Origin of the sequence: Pinibacter aurantiacus, assembly GCF_019130065.1 — a bacterium.
GTDB lineage: Bacteria > Bacteroidota > Bacteroidia > Chitinophagales > Chitinophagaceae > Pinibacter > Pinibacter aurantiacus.
In genome coordinates this window covers 162,698-182,986 of sequence record NZ_JAHSPG010000018.1, presented here as the reverse complement: position 1 = coordinate 182,986, position 20,289 = coordinate 162,698, and the positions used below count along the sequence as shown (strand labels likewise).

Sequence of the window (20,289 nt, the reverse complement as noted above, 5' to 3'; positions counted from 1 at the left end):
CATTTGTAAACCAAAAACTGTTGCTTCATGAACGGAAAACCATCTCGCTTTTACTCCATGCGGCATGCGTATTCTCTGCTTTGCTACATTCTGCTCGGTTGCATGAGCATACATGTATCAGCACAGTCAAAAACTACCAAAGTCTATAGTTTTGACTGGAAAGAAAAGGCCCTCTCCAAAATTTTTACGGACATCGAATCGGCTGCACAGGTGCATTTTTCCTACAATCCAAAGGAACTTGACCTTGCCAAAAAGGTTGACCTCAAAGTTACACATGTTAAGCTGAGCGAAGTAATGGACGCGTTGTCAGCAAAGATCAACGTACAGTACAAGATCGTTGGCGAAACCATTATGCTGCAGGTAATCAAAGACAAAAATGCTGCGTCCAAAACACAGACATCTTTCATCATGCATGGCCAGGTAACGGATGCAGATAATCAACCGATCGACGGCGTAATTGTAACCAACAACCGCAGCGAAAAAAACGCCATTACTGACAAGGACGGCAATTACACGATCAATGCATCTGCTGACGACATTGTGTATTTTGATATGGTGGGTTATAAAATTCAAACCATCATTGCCAATCAAAAACATACAAACGTCAACATTGCACTAAAACAAAAAGTAAACGAGCTTGACAATGTAGTGGTGACTGCACTTGGTATCAAACGCGAACAAAGAGCGTTGGGATATTCCGTATCAGAAGTTGATGGCAAGGAATTAAAGAAGGCGCGTGAACCAAACGTGATCAACTCCCTTGCCGGTAAAGTTGCAGGTCTTGTTATTACCAGTACAGCTGGTGGCCCTGCCGGTTCTTCACGTGTTATTATTCGTGGTAACACCACCATCACGGGCAACAACCAGCCATTGTATGTGGTAGATGGTATACCTATCGATAACTCAAACTACGGACAAGTTGGAAACGATAAATATTCCGGTGGTGTAGATTTTGGCGACGCTATTTCCGGCATCAATCCGGATGACATTGAAAAAATAAGTGTGCTGAAAGGCCCATCTGCGTCTGCATTGTACGGAAGCCGTGCTGCAAGCGGTGTTATTTTGATCACCACAAAACGCGGCAGCACAAAAAAGGATTTAGGCATTGAATTTAACAGCACTGTTTCTTTTGAAAAACAGCTTACTCATTTCGATGGCTATCAATATTTATACGGACAAGGCTCCAACGAAAAACTGGTGGTGGACCCGGCACAGGCAAGGACTTCATTGTTCAGCAATTTTGGCCCGCGTCTTGACCCAAATCTAATGGCCGTAAGCTTTGACGGAACAATGCGTCCGTATGCTTTGGTAAAAAACAATATTGAAAACTTTTTCAGAACAGGTGCTACCGCTACCAACACGTTGTCTTTTACCAATGCCAATGACAAAGCGTCTTTCCGCTTTGCGGCTTCTGACATGAGAAACAAAGACATTGTGCCGCAAAGTAACATGCACAGAACTTCCTTCACTTTAAATGGCAACACCAAACTCGGTGAAAAAATAACGCTCGATGCACGTGCATTTTATTTGAATGAGCAGGTAAACAATCGCCCCGCCATGGCAGACGATCCAAGCAATATTGGTAACAACTTTGTTGGACTTGCCAATAATGTGGACCAGGCACAATTTGAAACAGGCTATAAAGATGCACAGGGGAATTATGTTGACTGGGGCGGCGGACAGTATCGTTTGAACCCTTATTGGGTGATCAACGAAATGAGCAACACAACAAAGAAAGATCGCATCATTGGCGGCTTCCAGGCAAATTATGCCGTTACAAGCTGGCTAAATATACAAGGACGTGCGTCCACGGATTTTGCGTATTTGCGCTACCAAAAATACACACCAAAAACCACGCCGGGTGCACTCTCTGGCCGGCTTGACCAGGTCGACCAGAAGTACTCTACAACAGAAGCGGACCTGATCATCAGCGCACAAAAACAGATATCCTCTTCTTTTCATTTGGCAGCGAAATTGGGTGGAAGCATTTCAAGAGTTAGCAACGTTGGTAACACGATGGCGTTTACCAATATGGTGGTAACAGATGTGGTAAGTCCAAATAGTTTTTCCGACAAAACAATTGTAGCGCATGACATACGAAAAAGCCTGAACTCTGTGTATGGCTTAGTCAGCCTGGGTTACAAGAACTACCTTTTTTTGGATGGAACGGTAAGAACCGATGCATCCTCTACATTACCTAAGGGCAATAATGTCTACACCTACCCTTCTGTATCAGGCAGTTTTATTTTCTCTGATGCGTTTAAAATGCAGAGCAAAACATTTACTTACGGAAAGGTTCGACTATCTGCTTCCGAAGTTGGCGGCGATACAGATCCTTACCAACTCGAGTTATACTATTCGCTTAATCCATTGCCATTTAAAGGACAATCTGTTGGTGGCATCAACACGACACTGTTGCCAAACACAAATCTAAAACCAACCCGTACGCGTTCCATTGAATTTGGAACAGACTTGAAATTCCTTGACAACAGGTTAGGTTTGCAGGCAACGTACTACTCACAAGCTTCGCGTGACCAGATCATAAAAGTACCGGCGCCGCTATCTTCCGGCTTTGCCATGCAGGTGATCAATGCGGGCGTTATTACCAACAAAGGCCTTGAATTGATGGTGTCAGGAAAACCTATTGCGAACAAAGATTTCACATGGGATGTCAGTTTGAATTTTGCCCGTAACAAAAGCAATGTCAAAGAACTGGCAGACGGCGTTCCATTCGTATCGCTCTCAGATGCAAGATGGCTGGGCGTTTCAGTGGTTGCGCAACCAAATGCAGCATATGGTTCCATCATCGGCTATGACTACATGAAAGATGATAAAGGCGAAATTATTCTTGATCCGGTAACCCTTACCCCGCAGCCAAGTGCAGAACGGACAACAATCGGAAAAGGCGTGTTCGACTGGACAGGAGGCATGGTAACAACGCTTACTTACAAAAATTTAAGTCTCGGTGGAGTACTTGATGTAAAATACGGTGCACAACTTTTTTCAATGACCAACCTATTTGCGGCCATTCGCGGAAGCCTCGAAACAACACTGCCCGGAAGAGCAGAATGGATCGAGTCGGAAGAGAAAAGACAATCTGCCGGTAAAACAATCGACGAGTGGAAAGCGATGGGAAAAGTGCAGGGCTATGTACCACAAGGCGTTGTTCAAACAGGCACGGATGCACAAGGCAAACCAATCTATTCCACCAACACAAAGGCAGTTGATCCTTCAGTATACTGGGGCAACTTCTATAGTGATGGTAATGGTATAGCGGTTCCATTTATTTACAACGCGACTTATGTCAAAGTGCGCGAGATCACGCTTTCCTATCGCATCATGACGAGAGGCATACGCAAAGCGGGTTTCAAGGATTTATCAGTAGCAGTAGTGAGCCGCAATCCGTTTATTATTTATAAAGATGTTCCAAACGTTGATCCCGATTCCAACTACAACAATGGAAACGGGCAGGGATTTGAATACGGCTCTCTCCCATCAAGACGCAGCTGGGGATTCAATCTCAATTTCAGGTTTTAATTCATCACTTCTAATCAACAGGTATGAGCAACTTATATAAAAGACTATTTATTTTTCTTACAGCTTCTGCAGCAATGCTATCGGGCTGTAATAAAATAACTGATATCAATACGGACCCTACAAAGTCCACCAACATGGATCCCGGCAAACAAGTGAGTTTGGTGCAGTTGCGCTTTTCTGGCGAACTTACCGTGAATGAGCGCACCAGCATCATTCTCACCATGCCACTGGTTCAACAGATTGGTGGCATATGGGCTAATCGTTACGGACAAATGTATATTGAGAGCAAACAATATCTCTACGACCTCTGGGAAACTACTTACCCAAATGATGTATTGAATATTGTGGACGCCGTAAACCGCACCACAGGCGATGCAAAACAGAGTAACCTGAATGCGATTGCAAGGATCATGAAGGTTTATACGTTTGCAAGGCTTACTGACCTGTATGGTGACATTCCTTATTCAGAAGCTGGAAAGGCCTTTTCAAAAGGCGTTGTTCGTCCGAAATACGACAGCCAGAAAGACATCTACAACGATTTCTTTAAAGAACTTACAGAAGCTTCTGCGCAATTGAATGCTTCAAAAGATCCGATTACATACGATCTGTTTTCTTACAATGGCAACATCCAGGAATGGAAAAAATTTGCCAATTCGCTGCATCTGCGTTTAGCAATGCGATTGGTAAAAATTGATCCGGAGCTGGCGAAAAAAGAAGCACAAGCAGCTTACAGCGCAGGCGTTTTTACATCCAATAGTGATATTGCAATGATCGTGCATGAAGATGTACAAAACACTTATGAAGATATTCGCGGCAACTCAGTATCTGTTGCTATGAATCAGCAGGAGGTTTTGCCAAGAGCAAACAACACCTTCATAGATGCGCTGAAAGCCACGAATGACCCACGTTTGAAGTACATGATCAGATGTTACCAGGACAATGTATACAAACCGTTTAACCGCACAGACATAACCGATCAGGTGAAAGCACAAGTGGGCATAACCGGAGTTAATCGGGGCAGTTATATATGGGATGACTGGGCAAATTCATTTTCTATTGACATTCCTTCCGTTGGGCCATACACCGTTAGTAACAATGAACAGAAGGCGCAATTTGCCAATTTCCTTATTCGCAATAATGCTCCATTCATGCATATCACTTACGCAGAGGTGGAGTTCCTTTTAGCGGAAGCGACACAACGATGGGGACTAAACTTTGGGGGCACCGTTAGCCAGCACTTTGCAAAAGGACTAACGGCGGCATGTCAACAGTTAAGTTATTTCCCAGGCGGACCAACACTCACAGGCAGCGAAATCAATGATTTCATCACCGGAAATCCATTGCAGCCAGGCAAAGAACTGGAGATGGTCAATACTCAATTATGGATAGCGTTGCTCTTTAATGGTCCGGAAGCATTTGCCAACTGGAGGCGAACAGGTTTCCCAAAACTTACGCCAGCTATCACGGCTGAATCAACCACCACTACTACCCCGCGCCGTTTTGAATATCCATTGTCTGAGCACGAACAAAATGCAACCAACATCCAAAGCGCCATCACAGCGCTGGGGGGAGACGATGATTGGACGAAGAGAGTTTGGTGGGACAAAGAGTAACCAGGAATTAGGAATTAGAAATTAGAAATTGGGGCGCCCTTAATTCATTGCCGTTTGGCTTCAGCCAACGGCTTAAAAAAAATGAGAAGTAAAAATGCCAAATCGTTTCACATACCTATTACTGTTGTTTTCGCTGCTCAATATTTCCTTACTGCCGGGTTGCAGGAAGAATGACGTGAAAGCAGAAGACATGAAACCTGCATTCAAAACCGTTGGTTATATAATGATTGGAAGACCAGACGTCGTGCAAAGTGCTGCGCAAATAGATTTTTCTATGATCACACACTTGAACCTTGCGTTTGTAAATCCTGATTCCGCGGGCCATTTCGCAGACAATCCCGTTGTTCACCAATTGGTGAAAATGGCCCATGCGGCAAATGTGAAAGTGTTAATATCCATCGGCGGGGGCAGTATTCCAGCTTATTTCGTGGATTATTTAGCAGACAATAAAAGAGCCGCGTTTGTACAATCGCTCGTTGCCAGTGCCACTAATTATGAAGTTGATGGAATTGATGTTGATCTCGAAGGAAGCGCCATCAACCAGTATTATGCAGCATTTGTAAAAGCATTGTCTGTAGAAATGAAGCAACGCAATAAGCTTTTAACCGCAGCCGTGGCAACAGTGTATGGCAACGCATTTCCTGATGATGCACTGCAGTATTTTGATTTCATCAACATTATGTCCTACGACAAAACCGGCCCGTGGAATCCCTCAAATGCTGGTCCGCACTCACCTTACGACATGGCTGTAAATGACCTTGCGTATTGGAGCGGCCGTTCGGCAAACAAAAGCAAACTGATACTGGGTGTTCCATTTTATGGTTATGGTTTTGGGGCAAACAATGTAACGTCTTCATTGCCTTACAGCGCGATTATCTCCGCATTTGCTGGTGCTGAAAACAACGACCAGATTACAATGAATGATGGAGAGATCATGTATTACAATGGCATCCCCACCATTAAGAATAAAACAGCGCTGGCATTGCAAAAGGGCGGCGGCATTATGATTTGGGAACTTTTACAGGATGCACCGGGACAAACCTCATTGCTAAAAAACATTCATGATGTGATCAAACAATAAACATTATTGACCGTTGCAAAACGGTTTTACAAAATCAACACTACGATAATGAAAAAGCTATCACATATATTAACACTCTTCGCCGCACTTGCAGTGATATCGCTGGTTTCATGCCAGAAGGATGATATTGCCAAGCAAGAGGCAAATGACAATTTTTACCCGCGCATTTTTGATACAAAAAATGCATTTCTCAATCCTTCCATGATTATCAATGAAGGTGATACTGCAAAGTATACAGGCATTTCCTATTCACCGGCAACAAAGGTTGCCATTGCCTGGAAGGTAAACGACAAGGTGGTATCGAACGATACGTCTTTTTACTTCAAACCCACTGGCGGCGGCGATTATACCGTTGTGCTCGAAGTAACTTACAATGGGCAGCTTACCAGCCGGACCTCTCATGTGCTCGTAAACCCGTCCACTTATACGCCGAAACCTTATGACAAAGTTTCGCTTGCGTATCTTTCCCCGGATGCAACAAAGTTTGACCTTAACTGGAGCGCCGTTACCCACGTGGCTTTCAAAGCGGGGCAGGTAATGCCGGATGGAACACTCGATGTTTCCAAAGGTGAAGTAAATAACCACACAACTGAACTGGTCGCAAAGGCACACATTAACGGAACGCCTGTATTGCTGGGCATTAGCGGCCGTTTAAGCGGCATTGATGGCTGGGCGCTTTACGAAGTAAATGATTTTGGCGGCGTAATAAGTGATCCCGCAAAAATGCCTGGCCTTGTGACTGCTGTAAAAAACTATGTGGTGAGCAAAAGACTGGACGGCGTGGACATCATGATGACGGACATTAACTCATCCCTGTATGATGCAAATATGCAGGCCATTAAGCCATTCATGGCCGCGCTAAGAAATGCGTTGCCGGCCAAGTCTATCATTACGGTAACGGTTGGGGCTAACTGGACACATTGGTCATACCCCGACCTATCCGGTGCCGACTGGGTAAATTTACATGCGTTTGAAGATGGTGTACACGTTGGCCCTGCAGCTCCGCGTGGACAGGCTTCCAGCTATGATTTCATGGTTAGTTGCGCAACCATTTTCACGAACTTCCATTTACCTGCCAGTAAAATAGTTGTCGGCATGCCGGCCTTCGGCCTTCGCTACGATGCCATTGATGGCGATGGCAACAATGCCAGCTGGGGCTCTTACAGCTATGTGACTTACAAGGACATACTCGGTATCGATGCACAAGCATACACAAAAGAAATGGTAAACTCTGCTTACGGCATTTACTATAACGGTGTTCCGCTGGTGCAGCAAAAGGCAGGCTACATCAAGGCAAATAGCTTTAAGGGGGCTTATTTATGGGCAGAAGACTTCGACGGGCCAACCGGTGCATCTTCTTTAATAGAAGCCATTAATAGCAAATTGAAATAATTTTTTTTAAGTGGAATGAGTATCGGGCTTGCGTGCAAACGCAAGCCTTTTTTCTTAATATTTGAGTGCACTGGATAATTGAATAGTTGAGTTTACCGGACCTTGTTTGCCCCACGGCTATCAACTACGCAGTTATTCAATTATCCGGTGCATTAGCCCCGCGAAATGAGTAAAGTAGTTCTTTGAAAATATTGCGGATTTTGAAAAAAGCAATGTGCACCATGACCTATTTTTAACCATAAAATAAATCAGGATCAAAAAATATCGGCGTAATTATTGTTTATTTTCATGAATATTACAATCGAAATAATTCTTGTTAGTGGGATAAATTAGGTTATTACGAACGATGATCTTGCCAGGGATCGTGATTATTATTTGTTTCCGGTTTACCGGAGTTGCTACACACCGTTCAAGTCAATAATTCATACCAGATATTTAATATTTATTCATCAATTTAAATTGAAAAAAATGAGCAAGATTACGGTAAAAGACGGAACCGAAATTTATTACAAAGACTGGGGCACAGGCCAACCTTTAGTTTTCCATCATGGATGGCCGTTGTCCGGCGATGACTGGGATGCCCAAATGATTTTCTTTTTGCATGAAGGGTATAGAGTGATTGCTCTTGATCGTAGGGGACATGGCAGGTCAAGCCAGACATCCATTGGTCATGACATGGACACTTATGCGTCTGATGTAGCAGCATTGACAGAAGCTCTTGATCTGAAGAATGCAGTGCATATCGGACATTCAACAGGCGGCGGGGAAGTAATTCGTTATGTAGCAAAGTATGGCAAAGGCCGTGTTGCTAAAGCTGTACTCATAAGTGCAGTTACACCAATCATGGTGCAGAATGAAAACAATCCTGATGGCATCCCTCTTTCGGTTTTTGATGAAATCCGCGCAAATACAGCTACTAACAGATTGCAATACTTCCAGGACTTTACGATTCCTTTTTACGGTTATAACCGTGAGGGTGCTAAAGTATCTCAAGGTGTTCGAGACAACTGGTGGAGACAAGGTATGATGGGTGCGATCAAAGCACACTATGATTGCATCAAAGCTTTTTCTGAAACAGATTTTACAGAGGATTTGAAAAGTGTAGATATACCGGTGCTCGTGTTGCATGGAGAAGATGACCAGATTGTACCTATTGCCACTACCGGCGCTAAAGCTGCGAAGTTGTTAAAGAATGGAAAGTTTATCTCTTATCCCGGTTTCCCGCACGGCATGCCAACCACAGAAGCCGCAACTATCAATGCGGATCTCCTGGCATTCATACAGAGTTAGTTTCTACTGATTTCTTTATAAAAAACAGGTGTTATTACCGATAACCTGGCATAAAGCCGGGTTATCACTTGTACAGCAAAAAATTTACCTATCAACAAAGACTTGTTGCGCTTGAATCTCAGATTCCGAACGGCGTAGTCAAAAAAATTTAGACAGTTAACAGAAGAATAAACCTGGTAGTTGCTTGCATTATACGTTCCTTTTATGACACCGATTGAAGCATCCACTTCAGAGAAAGTCATATCAATGCCCAGGTCAAAATGTTTGTAGGTAAACCTGTTCACCAATCCACCTGTAAATGTTGGCGTTGGGTCACCGATGAAAGTGCGGTCATTCACATCATCGATCACGCCGTCTTTGTTGATGTCTTTTACTTTGATCGTACCTACGTCAGAGCTGCCATTAGGGTTTGCAGTAGTTGCCTGGTATTTTGCAGAGCTGGCAAGATCATTGGCATCTTTATAAAGTCCTTCAAACACGAAGCCGTAAAACTCACCCAAGTGATGACCAACCTGCTGACGATAGTAGTCAGATGTAACGGTGTTGTTTCTTCTGATATAACCCGGGTCAATAAGGTTTGTAATCAGGTTTCTGTCGAATGACAAAATAAAGCTGGTGTTCCACTTCAGCTCTCCAACAAGGTTTTTGGTAGTAACGCTGAATTCATGTCCCCACATTTTCAAACCACCTACTTCGAATGACTCACCGCTTTACTCACCAGATTTTTTCATGGTGAAAAAAATGGCTTGTCGACCTCACTGGACAGTTTTCGAACCGGTTTGTTGATGATTTGGAAAGGATAGCGAGGATCGGCAAGCTTACATTATGACAAAGCACAGATAGCTAGACATTGTTGCGATGTCCCCCGCTTGGAATTCTCTGCAGATCATCCAGAATGGCAACGCTATTTGAGATTTTCTACGAACTCGGTAAAAGAGTAAGCGACAAAATAACAATTGTCCACATAGTGTCCATCCTGATGTACAGCTTCTCCTTCGTGATCCCAAAAGTAGATATTGCCATAACCGTCAGAATGCAGACTCATTATAAATAAATTTCCAAAAGAGTCTGTTGCAATCGGGAAAGTGCTCAAAGGTAACCGATGCTTAAACATATCAATATGCTTATACAAGCTCGTGTAATATTCACCATTGTGCATCCCCAAAACATAAGTAACGACCGTCTCAGGATTTTGATTCCTATTAGGACTAGGACTGCCTCCATTAAACTCTAACAAAAAAACTTTGTAATCTTTAGGCAATGAAATACTATTCTTTGCCTCAAAATCATTCAATTCATTTTGCTGAAGTCTACCAAATCCATTTCCATTTTTAAATGTAATCATAGTAATTTAAAAATACACTTTCGTTTGTTTTGCCTTCTTAAAGCTAGATAATTCCAGACTGAACCGAACTTTCCTCAGTCGACCTCACTGGACAGTTTTCGAACCGGTTTGTGGATGACTTGGAAAGGATCGCGAGGATCCACGTATAAACACTTCATCATTAAAGAAGTTTATTCGGATCAAGATCTCTAATAGATAGGTCACTAAATGACACATCAAAAATTCGACAACATTCAACAATATAGTCCGCGACTTCATGGTATGCCATTGACTTGCCAGCTTCAAAATCATTTGGTGCACTAGAGATTGGCGTTAATTCATCCGTCCTTTCTTTAATTAGCTGAACGAAGTGTTGCAAAAACAACTTCATCTTTTCATTCATATCTTATCTTTTTTGTTTCAAGAAAATCTGCTCACCGAACGTCCCAGCCGACCTCACTGGACAGTTTTCGAACCGGTTTATTGATGATTTGGGAAGAATAGCGAGAATATTAATAGCTTAATATTTAGTCATTTACAAACCCTATAAATGTACTTGCTAATACGAAAATTCAAATTAAATCGATTCCATTTAGCAGGTTGATTCGCAATTGGCTAAATGGAGCCTGACATTTGAGGAATCTTCACTTTGAAAAAGAACTCCGATAAAATTAATATGCTGTTGCTATATTCAACCACTATAGACTCTCCATTTATATATACATCAATGTATTTATAATCCTGTCGATAAGGAATTAAATAGAAATTGTCTTTGATTCTTAAATTTAAATCACCGCTTTTCAATTTGGAACATGGTATTCTAGTGGAGCCTGCAAAAGCAATAGACAGATCTGAATTAAGAGTAAGAGCATCATAAAACTCTTGACCAAAATAAATCTCCACTCTGGTTTTAGAAAACCCTCCTAGGAATCTTAAGCCAATGCTGTCAATAAGAAGATTTGATTTGTCCAATAATTTGACATTATTGCCTTCGTTATCATTACTAGTTTGTTGACGTTCGGTAGAGTACAAGTATTTAATATTATTAGAATATTTTTTCTGCTTGCATGAGATAAGCGCTATCAACATTAGCAGCCAAATACAATTCTTAGACATTTTTTGTAAATTTCGAATAATTTCTATTTTAACCACGCTATTTGACATGGTCCGAAAAGCAATATCGACTAGAAGGTAACCATGGTTTTTTAAATACTTAAATAAATCGCTCATCTGTGCAAAACACTATTGACAACCTAATTTAAGAAAACTCCTAAAGATTTTTGCAAAATCAAAAAGTCCGGTGACAATTACTTGCCAGACTTCCCCAGTCGACCTCACTGGACAGTTTTCGAACCTGTTTATTGATGATTTGGAAAGGATAGTGAAAATAATGTAGTCAGCCGCAATTGCGAAAAGGTAAAATCCTTGCCGACTATGGATAACCAGGTTTTCTTTCAATAATAAGAGGTTCAGAAAAAAAATCTCAAGCTTGTTTTTGATTTCTAAAATTTGACTTTCGGTCACCGAATGAAATAGAATAAAATCGGAGTTTTTAATCTTCAAAAACAAGTTCCCACTTGCATTTACTAAAGGATCGCCTAAATACTCATATAACAAAATCCGTTTATTCTCATTAGCATCAAAAACAGAATTATCATTAAAGTACAAAGAGGTTCCCTTCCGATAAATTCTAATGGTAACAACCTTTAATCTTTTTTGATTCAATAAAAACTGTATCAGGAAGTAAATTGCACTTACTAACACATAATATTTCCCTTCAAATTTTATATCTCCGAAATAATAAAACAATGGAATTGGTGAATATAAAGTCAATGAAAAACATATGAATAAAGCCCAATTTCCAATTGTAAGGAATTTATCTTTTTTAATACAAAAAAAGGAAGGCTCCGATATTATGGTTATATGGTTACTCATTGAAGTGATTCATTTTTACTTTCTGTTCAGTTTGGCTAATGTGATAATTGCAACAGTCCACAATACGTAACCAAGCGATACATAAAGCCAAAAGTCCTTCCATTTCTTTCGTTCATTATTAGCTAAGTATCTCCCAGCAATTAATACTTGAATTGTGAAAAATGCCGGAACAAAAATTAGAAAAGCTTTATTATAAGAACTAAGTCCTTCGTCGTTATCCGGTTTAAAGAGAAGATCATGTTGTTTCACTATCTCTTTGATTTGATCTACCGTAAGTTTTCTATTTTCAAATTCAGTATTGGCAGGCTCTCTAATGGATGCATCCAGCTTATTGTTTTGGATAAGCGAATAGAGTTGATAGTTCGATAATTCTGTCAGCTTCATAGATTAGGGGTAATGCCTCTCAAATTAAGTAAAATAGAACGATGATTGCTTGTTTATCCAATGAAACTTCACCGGATTCGAATCTCTACGACTTTGAATACTAATACATTAAAATGAGGTTGCTTTTTTAAAAAATGCAAAACCCGCTATGGTAGCGGGTTTCAAAACCAAGTCGGGATGACTGGATTCGAACCAGCGACTTCCACGTCCCGAACGTGATGCGCTACCGGGCTGCGCTACATCCCGAAATTATTACCAAATTAAGTTTTTGAAATAACTGATCAAAATTATTGATCGAACAAAGGGGGAGGTTTTCTTGTTTCTATTATTAATCAGAAACAGAAAACACTCTTATGCGCAAACTTTTCCTTTTTACCCTTGTAGCAAGCGTTATTATTTGCTCATGCTCATCGAAGCAGGCCATTCAGTTTTCCAACGAGAAAATGCAAAATGTAGATTTCAAGAAATACAAGACCTATGCTTTTCTGCCTACTACCGATACCCAATATGCGAAACTGGTTAATCGCACCGTACTTGTTCCTTTAATGGTAACAGAGGTTAAGGAGCAATTGGACGCAAAAGGCTTGAAGCTGGACACGCTAAATCCGGATTGCCTTTTTACCTATGAGCTGGTAATGAAGTACGATTACCAGGTATCGCAGGACAAAGTGGTCGACTACAGCCCGCAAACGCTCACACGTGCAGACATGCCTTCATATAACAGCTATAGTGGACTTTCCGGCGGCAGCTATGTTCGCGCTAACACGGATCCTTTTTCCAATGTCTACTATTACAGCAGCGACAACAGGCCCGTTACCTATCACGGCAAAATGCAGATCGATACATTGCGGGAAGGCTCGCTGGTGATTGACATGATCGATGCAAAATCAAAAGAAATCGTCTGGAGGAGTATGGTTAAGGGACAACGCGCCGAGGCCGTTAAAATGACGCCTGAAGATGCGACCAAATACTACATCCCAAAAATGCTGAAAAAACTCCCCCGGAAATAGCACTTCGTGCTTTGTTTCACGCAAAGGCGCAAAGAAGCAAAGTACGCAAAGGGAAGTTTTACAGTCTATGCCCAAGAAGAACGCAAAGAGTTCACTACTTAGCAACCCTTTGCGTTCTTTGTTTTACTTTGCGCCTTTGCGTGAAACTAATCGTGAAGGGATAACCTACCTGTTTTTTTGAAAACGATGCTCAAAATTCTTGGCAATGTTTGCACATCATTATCATCGAAATATTCATTCAGTGACAGAACTGAAAACCCATGCCTGGCAGCAGTTTGCGTAAACTCTGAAACATTGTGATTGAAACATTCTACTGTCTGTGTACCGTTCTCTGTTTCAAATCTTGCCTTAGAACCGCTGTATTGTTTAAATGGATGCAGCTCTCCCACATAGACATAGCCACCGTTTTTTAAAACTTTCGCAGCTTCACTAAAAATGTGATCAAGGTTTTGAATGTGTTCCAGCACAAGACTAAAACTTACCAGGTCATAATACCCATCTGCAAAATTCCACGGAGCAGTAATATCGGCTTGCCTGAAATTAACTTTAGCAGATCGAATCTTGTCCTTCGCCTTTGCAAGCATCTCTTCGGAAATATCAACGGACGTTACCTGATCGGCCTTTTCCACAAACCAGGTTGTATTCTTTCCTGTTCCGCAACCAATTTCAAGACATCTTTCAAATGCAATACCGGCGAGCATTTCCCGCAAAGCAACAGCCTCCAGATCGCGGGTCTTATTCTCATTGCTATCATATTGTTCCGACCAAAATTTGTAAGCTTCGATTGGTTTCATTTGAATTTATTTTTATTGTTTCTCGCAAACGCATTTTTCTCGCAGCGAACACAGCGGAGCAGCGAGGCAGCGGCTGTATGATGGGTCTACTTTGTTTGCGTTTGCAATAACAGCTGATAGGACTGTATAAATCCTAGAACTAACTGAAACCTTCAACCGTCCGCTGCTCCGCTGCGCTCGCCGCGTGAACCCTTTCCGTTCTTTGCGTGAAACAAAAAAGTCCGGCAATGCCGGACTTCAATTATAGAGAAATATATTTTTAATCATCCAGTTTCAACACTGCGAGGAACGCTTCCTGCGGAACCTCTACACTACCAATCTGGCGCATACGTTTTTTACCTTCTTTTTGTTTCTCCAACAGTTTACGTTTACGGCTAATGTCACCACCATAACATTTTGCAGTTACGTCTTTACGCATTGCGCTGATGGTCTCGCGTGCAACGATCTTCGCACCGATGGCCGCCTGAATCGCAATCATGAACTGTTGGCGAGGCAACAACTCTTTCAATTTTTCGCAAAGCTTGCGTCCGAAATCATGTGAACGGCTACGGTGAATCAACGCGCTCAGGGCATCCACTTTTTCAGCATTCAGCAGGATATCCATTCTCACGATATCGCTATCACGGTATCCGATTGGATGGTAATCGAAAGAAGCATAACCTCTCGTCTGGCTCTTCAATTTATCGTAGAAGTCAAACACGATCTCCGTCAATGGCATTTCAAATTGCAACTCAACACGTGTTTGTGTAAGATAGCTTTGACTTAAAAGAATACCACGTTTGCCAAGGCAAAGCGTCATGATATTACCAATATACTCGGGCTTGGTGATAATCTGCGCTTTGATGAAAGGCTCTTCAATCCTGTCAATGCGGGTAGGATCAGGCATTTCGGCAGGGTTGTTTACAATCACTTTTTCACCTTTCCCCGTGTAAGCAATAAAGCTTACGTTCGGTACAGTGGTAATTACTGTTTGGTTGAACTCTCTTTCCAAACGCTCCTGGATAATTTCCATGTGCAGCATTCCAAGGAATCCGCATCGGAAACCGAAACCAAGCGCTTGCGAAGTTTCAAGTTCGTATGTAAGAGACGCATCGTTCAGCTGCAGTTTGTCCATGCACTCACGAAGCTCTTCAAAATCGTCTGTTTCTACAGGGAAGATACCGGCAAATACCATCGGTTTTACGTCCTCAAATCCCTTGATGCCTTCGCCCGGATTTGCAGTCAAAGTAAGCGTATCGCCCACTTTCACCTCTTTAGCGTTTTTAATACCGGTGATAATATAGCCTACCGTACCACATTCCACTTCTTTGCGTTCTTCCATTTTTAGCTTAAGCACGCCCACTTCATCCGCTTCATATTCACTATCGTTAGACGTAAATCTAACTTTGTCGCCTTTTTTCAGCGTACCATTCATGATACGGTAGTACACGATGATACCGCGGAAACTGTTGAAAACGCTGTCAAAAACCAAAGCTTGCAAAGGAGCATTTGGGTCGCCCTTTGGAGCCGGAATCTTTTCAACGATCGCTTCCAATATTTTATCAACACCTAAACCGGTTCTTCCACTCGCCAAAAGAATATCTTCCGGTTTGCAGCCGATCAGGTCAATAATTTGATCTTTTACCTCGTCAATCATTGCACCGTCCATATCAATTTTATTGATTACGGGAATGATTTCCAGGTCGTTATCTATTGCTAAGTAAAGATTGGAGATAGTTTGCGCCTGGATACCCTGAGTGGCATCCACCAATAGCAAAGCGCCTTCGCAGGCTGCCAATGCACGGCTCACTTCGTAGCTAAAGTCAACGTGGCCGGGAGTATCGATAAGATTAAGTGTATATTTTTCGCCTTTGAATGGGTAGTTGATCTGAATTGCATGGCTCTTAATAGTAATACCTTTTTCTCTTTCCAGATCCATGTCATCCAATACCTGATCCATCATTTCTCTGTCGCTGATGGTACCTGTACTTTGTAGTAAACGGTCTGCCAGGGTGCTTTTTCCGTGGTCAATATGGGCTATAATACAAAAATTTCGAATATTCTTCATTCTCTGAAACGCACTTTTATGCGGTGCAAAAGTAAGGTAAACAATTGGATAATTTGGAAATTTGACGATTTGAAAATGGCTTTAGCTGTGGTTTTCGGAATTGATTATTAATTATTTATGTTTTTGGGGACAATTTGTTAACCGGCAGTGGAATAAACATGGACTTTAGTTGCGTCGCATTACGTTCGTCGGCGGGAATTCTGGTGGGCATTGGGTTTGTGTGCAACAGTCTTTTATATGGGGAAATTCTTCGTGTGCGCGAGGGCGAATGCGATTCGCCCCTACCGCAACCACAATTTTCAAATCTTCAAATCCTCAAATTTTCAAATTGTCTCTGCCAGCACTTTCATCAACACCTTCTCCTCTCCCGTCAAATCCGTCTTACTATCCGGCTCTTCGATTTTATCAAGGGCGGTTATGTATTTTTTCAGATTGTTTTCTTCGTACATTTTTATCAGGCCGGGATGGACATAATATTTCTTGCAAACGGCTCGCGTGTTACCCAACTTTTGGCTGACTTCATCCAATACTGTCACCACATTTTTCTTTCCTTCTGCTGAAGTCGCAGCTTCTCCAATCGACTTAAAAGCACGCAACGCATTCAAAGTGCCCGCCCAGGTTCGAAAATCCTTTGCGGTAAAGTCCGCTCCGGTGGCTTCTTTTATATAATTGTTCACCGCCCCTGAATCTATCGACTTGCAATTGTTTTCAGTATCATAAAATTGAAAAAGTTCCTTGCCGGGAATGTCGCGACACGCCTCAACAATTTTCGCAAGCCTTTTATTTTTGAGAGAGACATTATGATAAACGCCTTTTTTTCCTTTGAATGAAAAAGAAATCTTGTCTCCTTGTATCGAAACGTGTTTGTCTTTTAACGTAGTGAGGCCATAAGATCCGTACAACTTTTCATAACCTTCATTGCCGATGCGTATGTAAGTACGTTCCATCAGCGAGATAACAGTGGCTATAACTTTATCCGCATTCAACTCTTTGGAAACAATGTCCTGTTCAATCTTTGCACGTAGTGACGGAATCGTTTTCCCAAACTCCAGCATTCGATGGAATTTTGTTTCATTGCGCAACACATTCCAAAGAGGATGATAACGATACTGCTTGCGTCCGCGTGCATCAAGGCCCGCAGCCTGAATGTGACCTTCTGGCAAGGTGCATATCCATACACTTTTCCATGCCGGAGGGATGACCAATTTCTTAAATCGAAGCAAGTCATCTTTGCTCTTCACAAGTTTATCTTCAAGATAGTAACTAAATCCCTTTCCTTTCTTTACACGCACAATTCCCGGATCGCTCACCGACACATAAACCAAATGCGCCACTTTCGCAGACTCCTTGTAATCTGCCGCTATACGTAGAAATTGCGGGTGCGATAATTTGAGTGCTTCCATGTTTTTATACTTAAAGTTGAACGCCTGATGCTTAACGCTAATAGCAGAAACGCATAACACGCAACGCGGAGACTTCCTGCGTTAGGCGTTATGCGTTAAGCGTGAAGCATACTATTCTTCCTCATCCTCAGCAGCATTGTTAATATGCGCCTCGGCGATTTTTGTTAATAACTTATCTGTATTTTTTTCTTCCTGCAAAGTTTGTGCAAGCAAATCAGCTACATCATTCTTGCCCATTGTAGTAGCTAGTTGATGCAAACTGCCGTACGTGGTAATCTCATAGTGTTCTACTTTTTGCGCAGCCAGAATTAAACCAACATCGCGGGTGCTGGTACCTTCTTCAGTTTCTTCAATGATGCTTTCGCCTTCCTTAAGAATACCCTCCATAGCATCGCATTTTTTTGCTTTGGGAGATTCACCTAACAATTCAAAAACGCGTTCAAGACGAGTTACATGTCCTTCTGTTTGTTTAAGGTGTTCAGAAAACGCATTGGCAAGCTCATCTGAATTAGCTGCCTTTTGCATTTTTGGCAACGCTTTTACTATGTGCTTTTCAGCCCAATAAATGTCCTTTATCTCTTCCACAAAAAAATCAGCCAGCATTGATTTGACTGTTTTGTTTTTTGAAGAAGATGTTTTTCTTGTTGCGGTGGAAGTCGCCGCTTTTCCATTGGCACTTTTAGTTGTCTTTTCCATAAATGAAAATTTAATGATTGATTAAAATGTGTGGTATTTGAAAGTCAAAATTCAAAAGTTAAAATTCAAAAAGAGAAGTAGTCTCTAAGGACTTTTTACTTTTTACTTTACTCTATGCCATTGCAGACTTTTTATGAATGTCTTCAACTTGTTTTAAGAAACGTCCAATCATCATGTCTGCATAAACGCCGTAAGCATCTACCAGTGTTCCTTTCGAACCGTTTCCGGTTTCTATCACATACAATATTGCATTGTCATCCGGATCTGATGCACCTTCAAACCTGTAGAAATCTACTACTCTAACATCATCCGGTTTATACACCTGTTCTGTCTGAAGAGAAAGCAGGCCCTTTTCGTTCACTTTAAAATCCTGCGTGTAACCATTGTTTACCGCCTTGTTGATGCAGTAACGCATGTCACGCATTTCTTGTAAATGATATTCAGGTCGCATAAAAGTATTTTCAGGATGTGCAGTAAATACCTTGCCGTTTGCCATCCTTGTAAAGGCTTGAAAAATGTAGCCGGAAATCCCCATTTCCCGGCTTTTTGCTTTCAGACAGGAACGGTAGGGTTTTTAATGGATACACTATAGCTATGTGGCAAATAGTTCACGCTTGTGTTAACATAGCCTTATTTATTAATCGTTAAATTTCATGTTATGCCAAAATATTCAAAAGCAACCCAAAACATGGTTGAAGAAGATATGCACAGATTTAAAAAAGGCACATTGAAAAGCGGACCTGGCGGCAAAGGCGGCACTGTTAAAAATCCTAAACAGGCAATTGCCATTGCACTAAGTGAAGCAAGAGAAAAAGGAATGAAAGCGCCGAAAAATCCGGAGGAAAAAACAAAAACAACAAGTAAGAGAGCAACCGCAAAACGTGCTGCTCCAAGACGTGCAACAGCGAAGAAAGCTGCGCCGAAAAAAGCCGCTGCTAAGCGAGCTGCACCAAAGAAGGCTGTGCGCAGAATGGCGAAATAATTTGAAAATATGAAAATATGGGAATTTGAAAATGCATCTGGTCTATCATTCGTTCTTTATAATCATTATTCATTTAAGAGAGATTGATTAAGTAAAGGTTTAAGAGAGATTGATTAAGTAAAGGCCGACGCATTAAATGAATTTTCAAATTCCTATATTTTCAAATCTTCAAATTTTGCAAAACACTCTCTATCACACAAAACCCATCACTATGCAACTCAATCTGGTAAAGGAACTTCAAAAATACATGGGGACAAATATTAACAAGATTGACCCCAACACGCAGGATCTTAAAGAAGAAGATTTTGCACACAGATATGATAAACTGGCACAGGCAAGTGTTCCAACTGTTTTAACGGTATTGTACAAATACACACACACTCGTGATGGTGGCGCAAGACTGTTAAAGCGAGAACCAGCCGGCAATGTGCTGGCAGATATGCTTGGTTCAAACTATACGGAAGTGGTGAATAAGGTAGCAGACTATTCTGGTTTTTCAGAAGTCTATACAGCCGGTGTGCTGGATAACCTGGCACTACAGGCAGTGAAACTACTCCACGAGCAAGCGGGCAATGATCCTGCGAAAGCCCAGTCACTACTGGCAGATCAGCGTCATGAAATTCTCGCGCATTTGCCCGCCTCGATAGAATTAGGAAAGGCACTTGATGACACAACCATTGATGACAGAACAAATAAAATGGAAGGCCCTGTTTCAAATCTGTTACATACTATTGAAAACTTTTTTGCTTCATCACCTGTTAAAAAGTGATGTACTAACAATAAGAAAGTAAATGAATGTGA

Annotated in this window: 18 protein-coding genes and 1 tRNA gene; 8 read left to right on the top strand and 11 right to left on the bottom strand. The window is 41.6% G+C overall.

Going from position 1 to position 20,289, the window contains the following annotated elements; translation table 11 throughout:
- The first annotated feature begins 27 nt into the window (after nt 1–27).
- The 5 genes from KTO63_RS24520 to KTO63_RS24500 all read left to right on the top strand — a co-directional run bounded on the left by KTO63_RS24520 (nt 28) and on the right by KTO63_RS24500 (nt 8,913).
- Nucleotides 28–3,537 (top strand): SusC/RagA family TonB-linked outer membrane protein, encoded by a 3,510-nt coding sequence (locus KTO63_RS24520; RefSeq protein WP_217794646.1) that lies wholly within the window; start codon nt 28–30, stop codon nt 3,535–3,537.
- 23 nt (nt 3,538–3,560) lie between these two features.
- A complete protein-coding gene (locus KTO63_RS24515) occupies nt 3,561–5,150 on the top strand; it encodes a SusD/RagB family nutrient-binding outer membrane lipoprotein (protein WP_217794644.1) in 1,590 nt (529 codons plus the stop codon).
- Nucleotides 5,151–5,244: 94 nt separating this feature from the next.
- Entirely contained in the window at nt 5,245–6,231 is a 987-nt protein-coding gene (locus KTO63_RS24510; RefSeq protein ID WP_217794642.1) for a glycosyl hydrolase family 18 protein, read from the top strand.
- 48 nt (nt 6,232–6,279) lie between these two features.
- The gene (locus KTO63_RS24505) at nt 6,280–7,623 is read left to right on the top strand and encodes a glycosyl hydrolase family 18 protein (protein ID WP_217794640.1); all 1,344 of its coding nucleotides are present in this window, start codon (nt 6,280–6,282) and stop codon (nt 7,621–7,623) included.
- 468 nt (nt 7,624–8,091) lie between these two features.
- Complete coding sequence (locus tag KTO63_RS24500; RefSeq protein WP_217794638.1) at nt 8,092–8,913, top strand: alpha/beta fold hydrolase; 822 nt, start codon at nt 8,092–8,094, stop codon at nt 8,911–8,913.
- On the opposite strand, the gene KTO63_RS24495 is transcribed toward KTO63_RS24500, so the two are convergent.
- The 6 genes from KTO63_RS24495 to KTO63_RS24470 form a co-directional block, all read right to left on the bottom strand.
- Nucleotides 8,910–9,590 carry a hypothetical protein gene (locus tag KTO63_RS24495; RefSeq protein WP_232373329.1) on the bottom strand — a complete coding sequence of 227 codons (681 nt, stop codon included), beginning with the start codon at nt 9,588–9,590 and terminating at the stop codon, nt 8,910–8,912. The two genes, KTO63_RS24500 and KTO63_RS24495, sit on opposite strands and share 4 nt — an antisense overlap.
- A gap of 227 nt (nt 9,591–9,817) precedes the next feature.
- Nucleotides 9,818–10,258 (bottom strand): SMI1/KNR4 family protein, encoded by a 441-nt coding sequence (locus KTO63_RS24490; protein WP_217794636.1) that lies wholly within the window; start codon nt 10,256–10,258, stop codon nt 9,818–9,820.
- A gap of 160 nt (nt 10,259–10,418) precedes the next feature.
- Nucleotides 10,419–10,640, bottom strand: coding sequence for a hypothetical protein (locus KTO63_RS24485; protein ID WP_217794634.1), 222 nt, complete (start codon nt 10,638–10,640; stop codon nt 10,419–10,421).
- 212 nt (nt 10,641–10,852) lie between these two features.
- Complete coding sequence (locus tag KTO63_RS24480; protein ID WP_217794632.1) at nt 10,853–11,467, bottom strand: hypothetical protein; 615 nt, start codon at nt 11,465–11,467, stop codon at nt 10,853–10,855.
- A gap of 720 nt (nt 11,468–12,187) precedes the next feature.
- Nucleotides 12,188–12,556 carry a hypothetical protein gene (locus KTO63_RS24475; RefSeq protein ID WP_217794630.1) on the bottom strand — a complete coding sequence of 123 codons (369 nt, stop codon included), beginning with the start codon at nt 12,554–12,556 and terminating at the stop codon, nt 12,188–12,190.
- A 172-nt stretch (nt 12,557–12,728) separates the two neighbouring features.
- Nucleotides 12,729–12,802, bottom strand: a tRNA-Pro gene (locus KTO63_RS24470).
- Between the two features lie 107 nt (nt 12,803–12,909).
- On the opposite strand from KTO63_RS24470, the gene KTO63_RS24465 reads away from it, so the two are divergent.
- Nucleotides 12,910–13,566: a DUF4136 domain-containing protein gene (locus tag KTO63_RS24465; protein ID WP_217794628.1), complete on the top strand. Its 657-nt coding sequence runs from the start codon at nt 12,910–12,912 to the stop codon at nt 13,564–13,566.
- A 146-nt stretch (nt 13,567–13,712) separates the two neighbouring features.
- Here the strand turns inward: KTO63_RS24465 and KTO63_RS24460 are convergent, their stop codons facing one another.
- The 5 genes from KTO63_RS24460 to KTO63_RS24440 form a co-directional block, all read right to left on the bottom strand.
- A complete protein-coding gene (locus KTO63_RS24460; protein WP_217794626.1) occupies nt 13,713–14,360 on the bottom strand; it encodes a class I SAM-dependent methyltransferase in 648 nt (215 codons plus the stop codon).
- Nucleotides 14,361–14,619: 259 nt separating this feature from the next.
- A complete protein-coding gene (lepA, locus tag KTO63_RS24455; protein ID WP_217794624.1) occupies nt 14,620–16,407 on the bottom strand; it encodes a translation elongation factor 4 in 1,788 nt (595 codons plus the stop codon).
- Nucleotides 16,408–16,730: 323 nt separating this feature from the next.
- The gene (locus KTO63_RS24450) at nt 16,731–17,810 is read right to left on the bottom strand and encodes a DNA topoisomerase IB (protein WP_217794622.1); all 1,080 of its coding nucleotides are present in this window, start codon (nt 17,808–17,810) and stop codon (nt 16,731–16,733) included.
- 111 nt (nt 17,811–17,921) lie between these two features.
- On the bottom strand, nt 17,922–18,506 hold the full coding sequence (locus tag KTO63_RS24445; protein WP_217794620.1) for a YciE/YciF ferroxidase family protein: 585 nt from the start codon (nt 18,504–18,506) through the stop codon (nt 17,922–17,924).
- Between the two features lie 112 nt (nt 18,507–18,618).
- A complete protein-coding gene (locus tag KTO63_RS24440; protein WP_217794618.1) occupies nt 18,619–19,041 on the bottom strand; it encodes a hypothetical protein in 423 nt (140 codons plus the stop codon).
- A 123-nt stretch (nt 19,042–19,164) separates the two neighbouring features.
- On the opposite strand from KTO63_RS24440, the gene KTO63_RS24435 reads away from it, so the two are divergent.
- Both KTO63_RS24435 and KTO63_RS24430 read left to right on the top strand, forming a co-directional pair.
- Nucleotides 19,165–19,488: a DUF6496 domain-containing protein gene (locus KTO63_RS24435; protein WP_217794616.1), complete on the top strand. Its 324-nt coding sequence runs from the start codon at nt 19,165–19,167 to the stop codon at nt 19,486–19,488.
- A 211-nt stretch (nt 19,489–19,699) separates the two neighbouring features.
- On the top strand, nt 19,700–20,257 hold the full coding sequence (locus KTO63_RS24430) for a hypothetical protein (RefSeq protein ID WP_217794614.1): 558 nt from the start codon (nt 19,700–19,702) through the stop codon (nt 20,255–20,257).
- The last annotated feature ends 32 nt before the right edge of the window (nt 20,258–20,289 follow it).

Coding starts and splice junctions, on each gene's coding strand:
- KTO63_RS24490 (WP_217794636.1), bottom strand. CDS start 10,258: ATGATTACATTTAAAAATGGAAATGGATTTGGTAGACTTCAGCAAAAT.
- KTO63_RS24505 (WP_217794640.1), top strand. CDS start 6,280: ATGAAAAAGCTATCACATATATTAACACTCTTCGCCGCACTTGCAGTG.
- KTO63_RS24460 (WP_217794626.1), bottom strand. CDS start 14,360: ATGAAACCAATCGAAGCTTACAAATTTTGGTCGGAACAATATGATAGC.
- KTO63_RS24515 (WP_217794644.1), top strand. CDS start 3,561: ATGAGCAACTTATATAAAAGACTATTTATTTTTCTTACAGCTTCTGCA.
- lepA (WP_217794624.1), bottom strand. CDS start 16,407: ATGAAGAATATTCGAAATTTTTGTATTATAGCCCATATTGACCACGGA.
- KTO63_RS24465 (WP_217794628.1), top strand. CDS start 12,910: ATGCGCAAACTTTTCCTTTTTACCCTTGTAGCAAGCGTTATTATTTGC.
- KTO63_RS24500 (WP_217794638.1), top strand. CDS start 8,092: ATGAGCAAGATTACGGTAAAAGACGGAACCGAAATTTATTACAAAGAC.
- KTO63_RS24450 (WP_217794622.1), bottom strand. CDS start 17,810: ATGGAAGCACTCAAATTATCGCACCCGCAATTTCTACGTATAGCGGCA.
- KTO63_RS24430 (WP_217794614.1), top strand. CDS start 19,700: ATGCAACTCAATCTGGTAAAGGAACTTCAAAAATACATGGGGACAAAT.
- KTO63_RS24475 (WP_217794630.1), bottom strand. CDS start 12,556: ATGAAGCTGACAGAATTATCGAACTATCAACTCTATTCGCTTATCCAA.
- KTO63_RS24510 (WP_217794642.1), top strand. CDS start 5,245: ATGCCAAATCGTTTCACATACCTATTACTGTTGTTTTCGCTGCTCAAT.
- KTO63_RS24485 (WP_217794634.1), bottom strand. CDS start 10,640: ATGAATGAAAAGATGAAGTTGTTTTTGCAACACTTCGTTCAGCTAATT.
- KTO63_RS24440 (WP_217794618.1), bottom strand. CDS start 19,041: ATGGGGATTTCCGGCTACATTTTTCAAGCCTTTACAAGGATGGCAAAC.
- KTO63_RS24495 (WP_232373329.1), bottom strand. CDS start 9,590: ATGTGGGGACATGAATTCAGCGTTACTACCAAAAACCTTGTTGGAGAG.
- KTO63_RS24520 (WP_217794646.1), top strand. CDS start 28: ATGAACGGAAAACCATCTCGCTTTTACTCCATGCGGCATGCGTATTCT.
- KTO63_RS24445 (WP_217794620.1), bottom strand. CDS start 18,506: ATGGAAAAGACAACTAAAAGTGCCAATGGAAAAGCGGCGACTTCCACC.
- KTO63_RS24480 (WP_217794632.1), bottom strand. CDS start 11,467: ATGAGCGATTTATTTAAGTATTTAAAAAACCATGGTTACCTTCTAGTC.
- KTO63_RS24435 (WP_217794616.1), top strand. CDS start 19,165: ATGCCAAAATATTCAAAAGCAACCCAAAACATGGTTGAAGAAGATATG.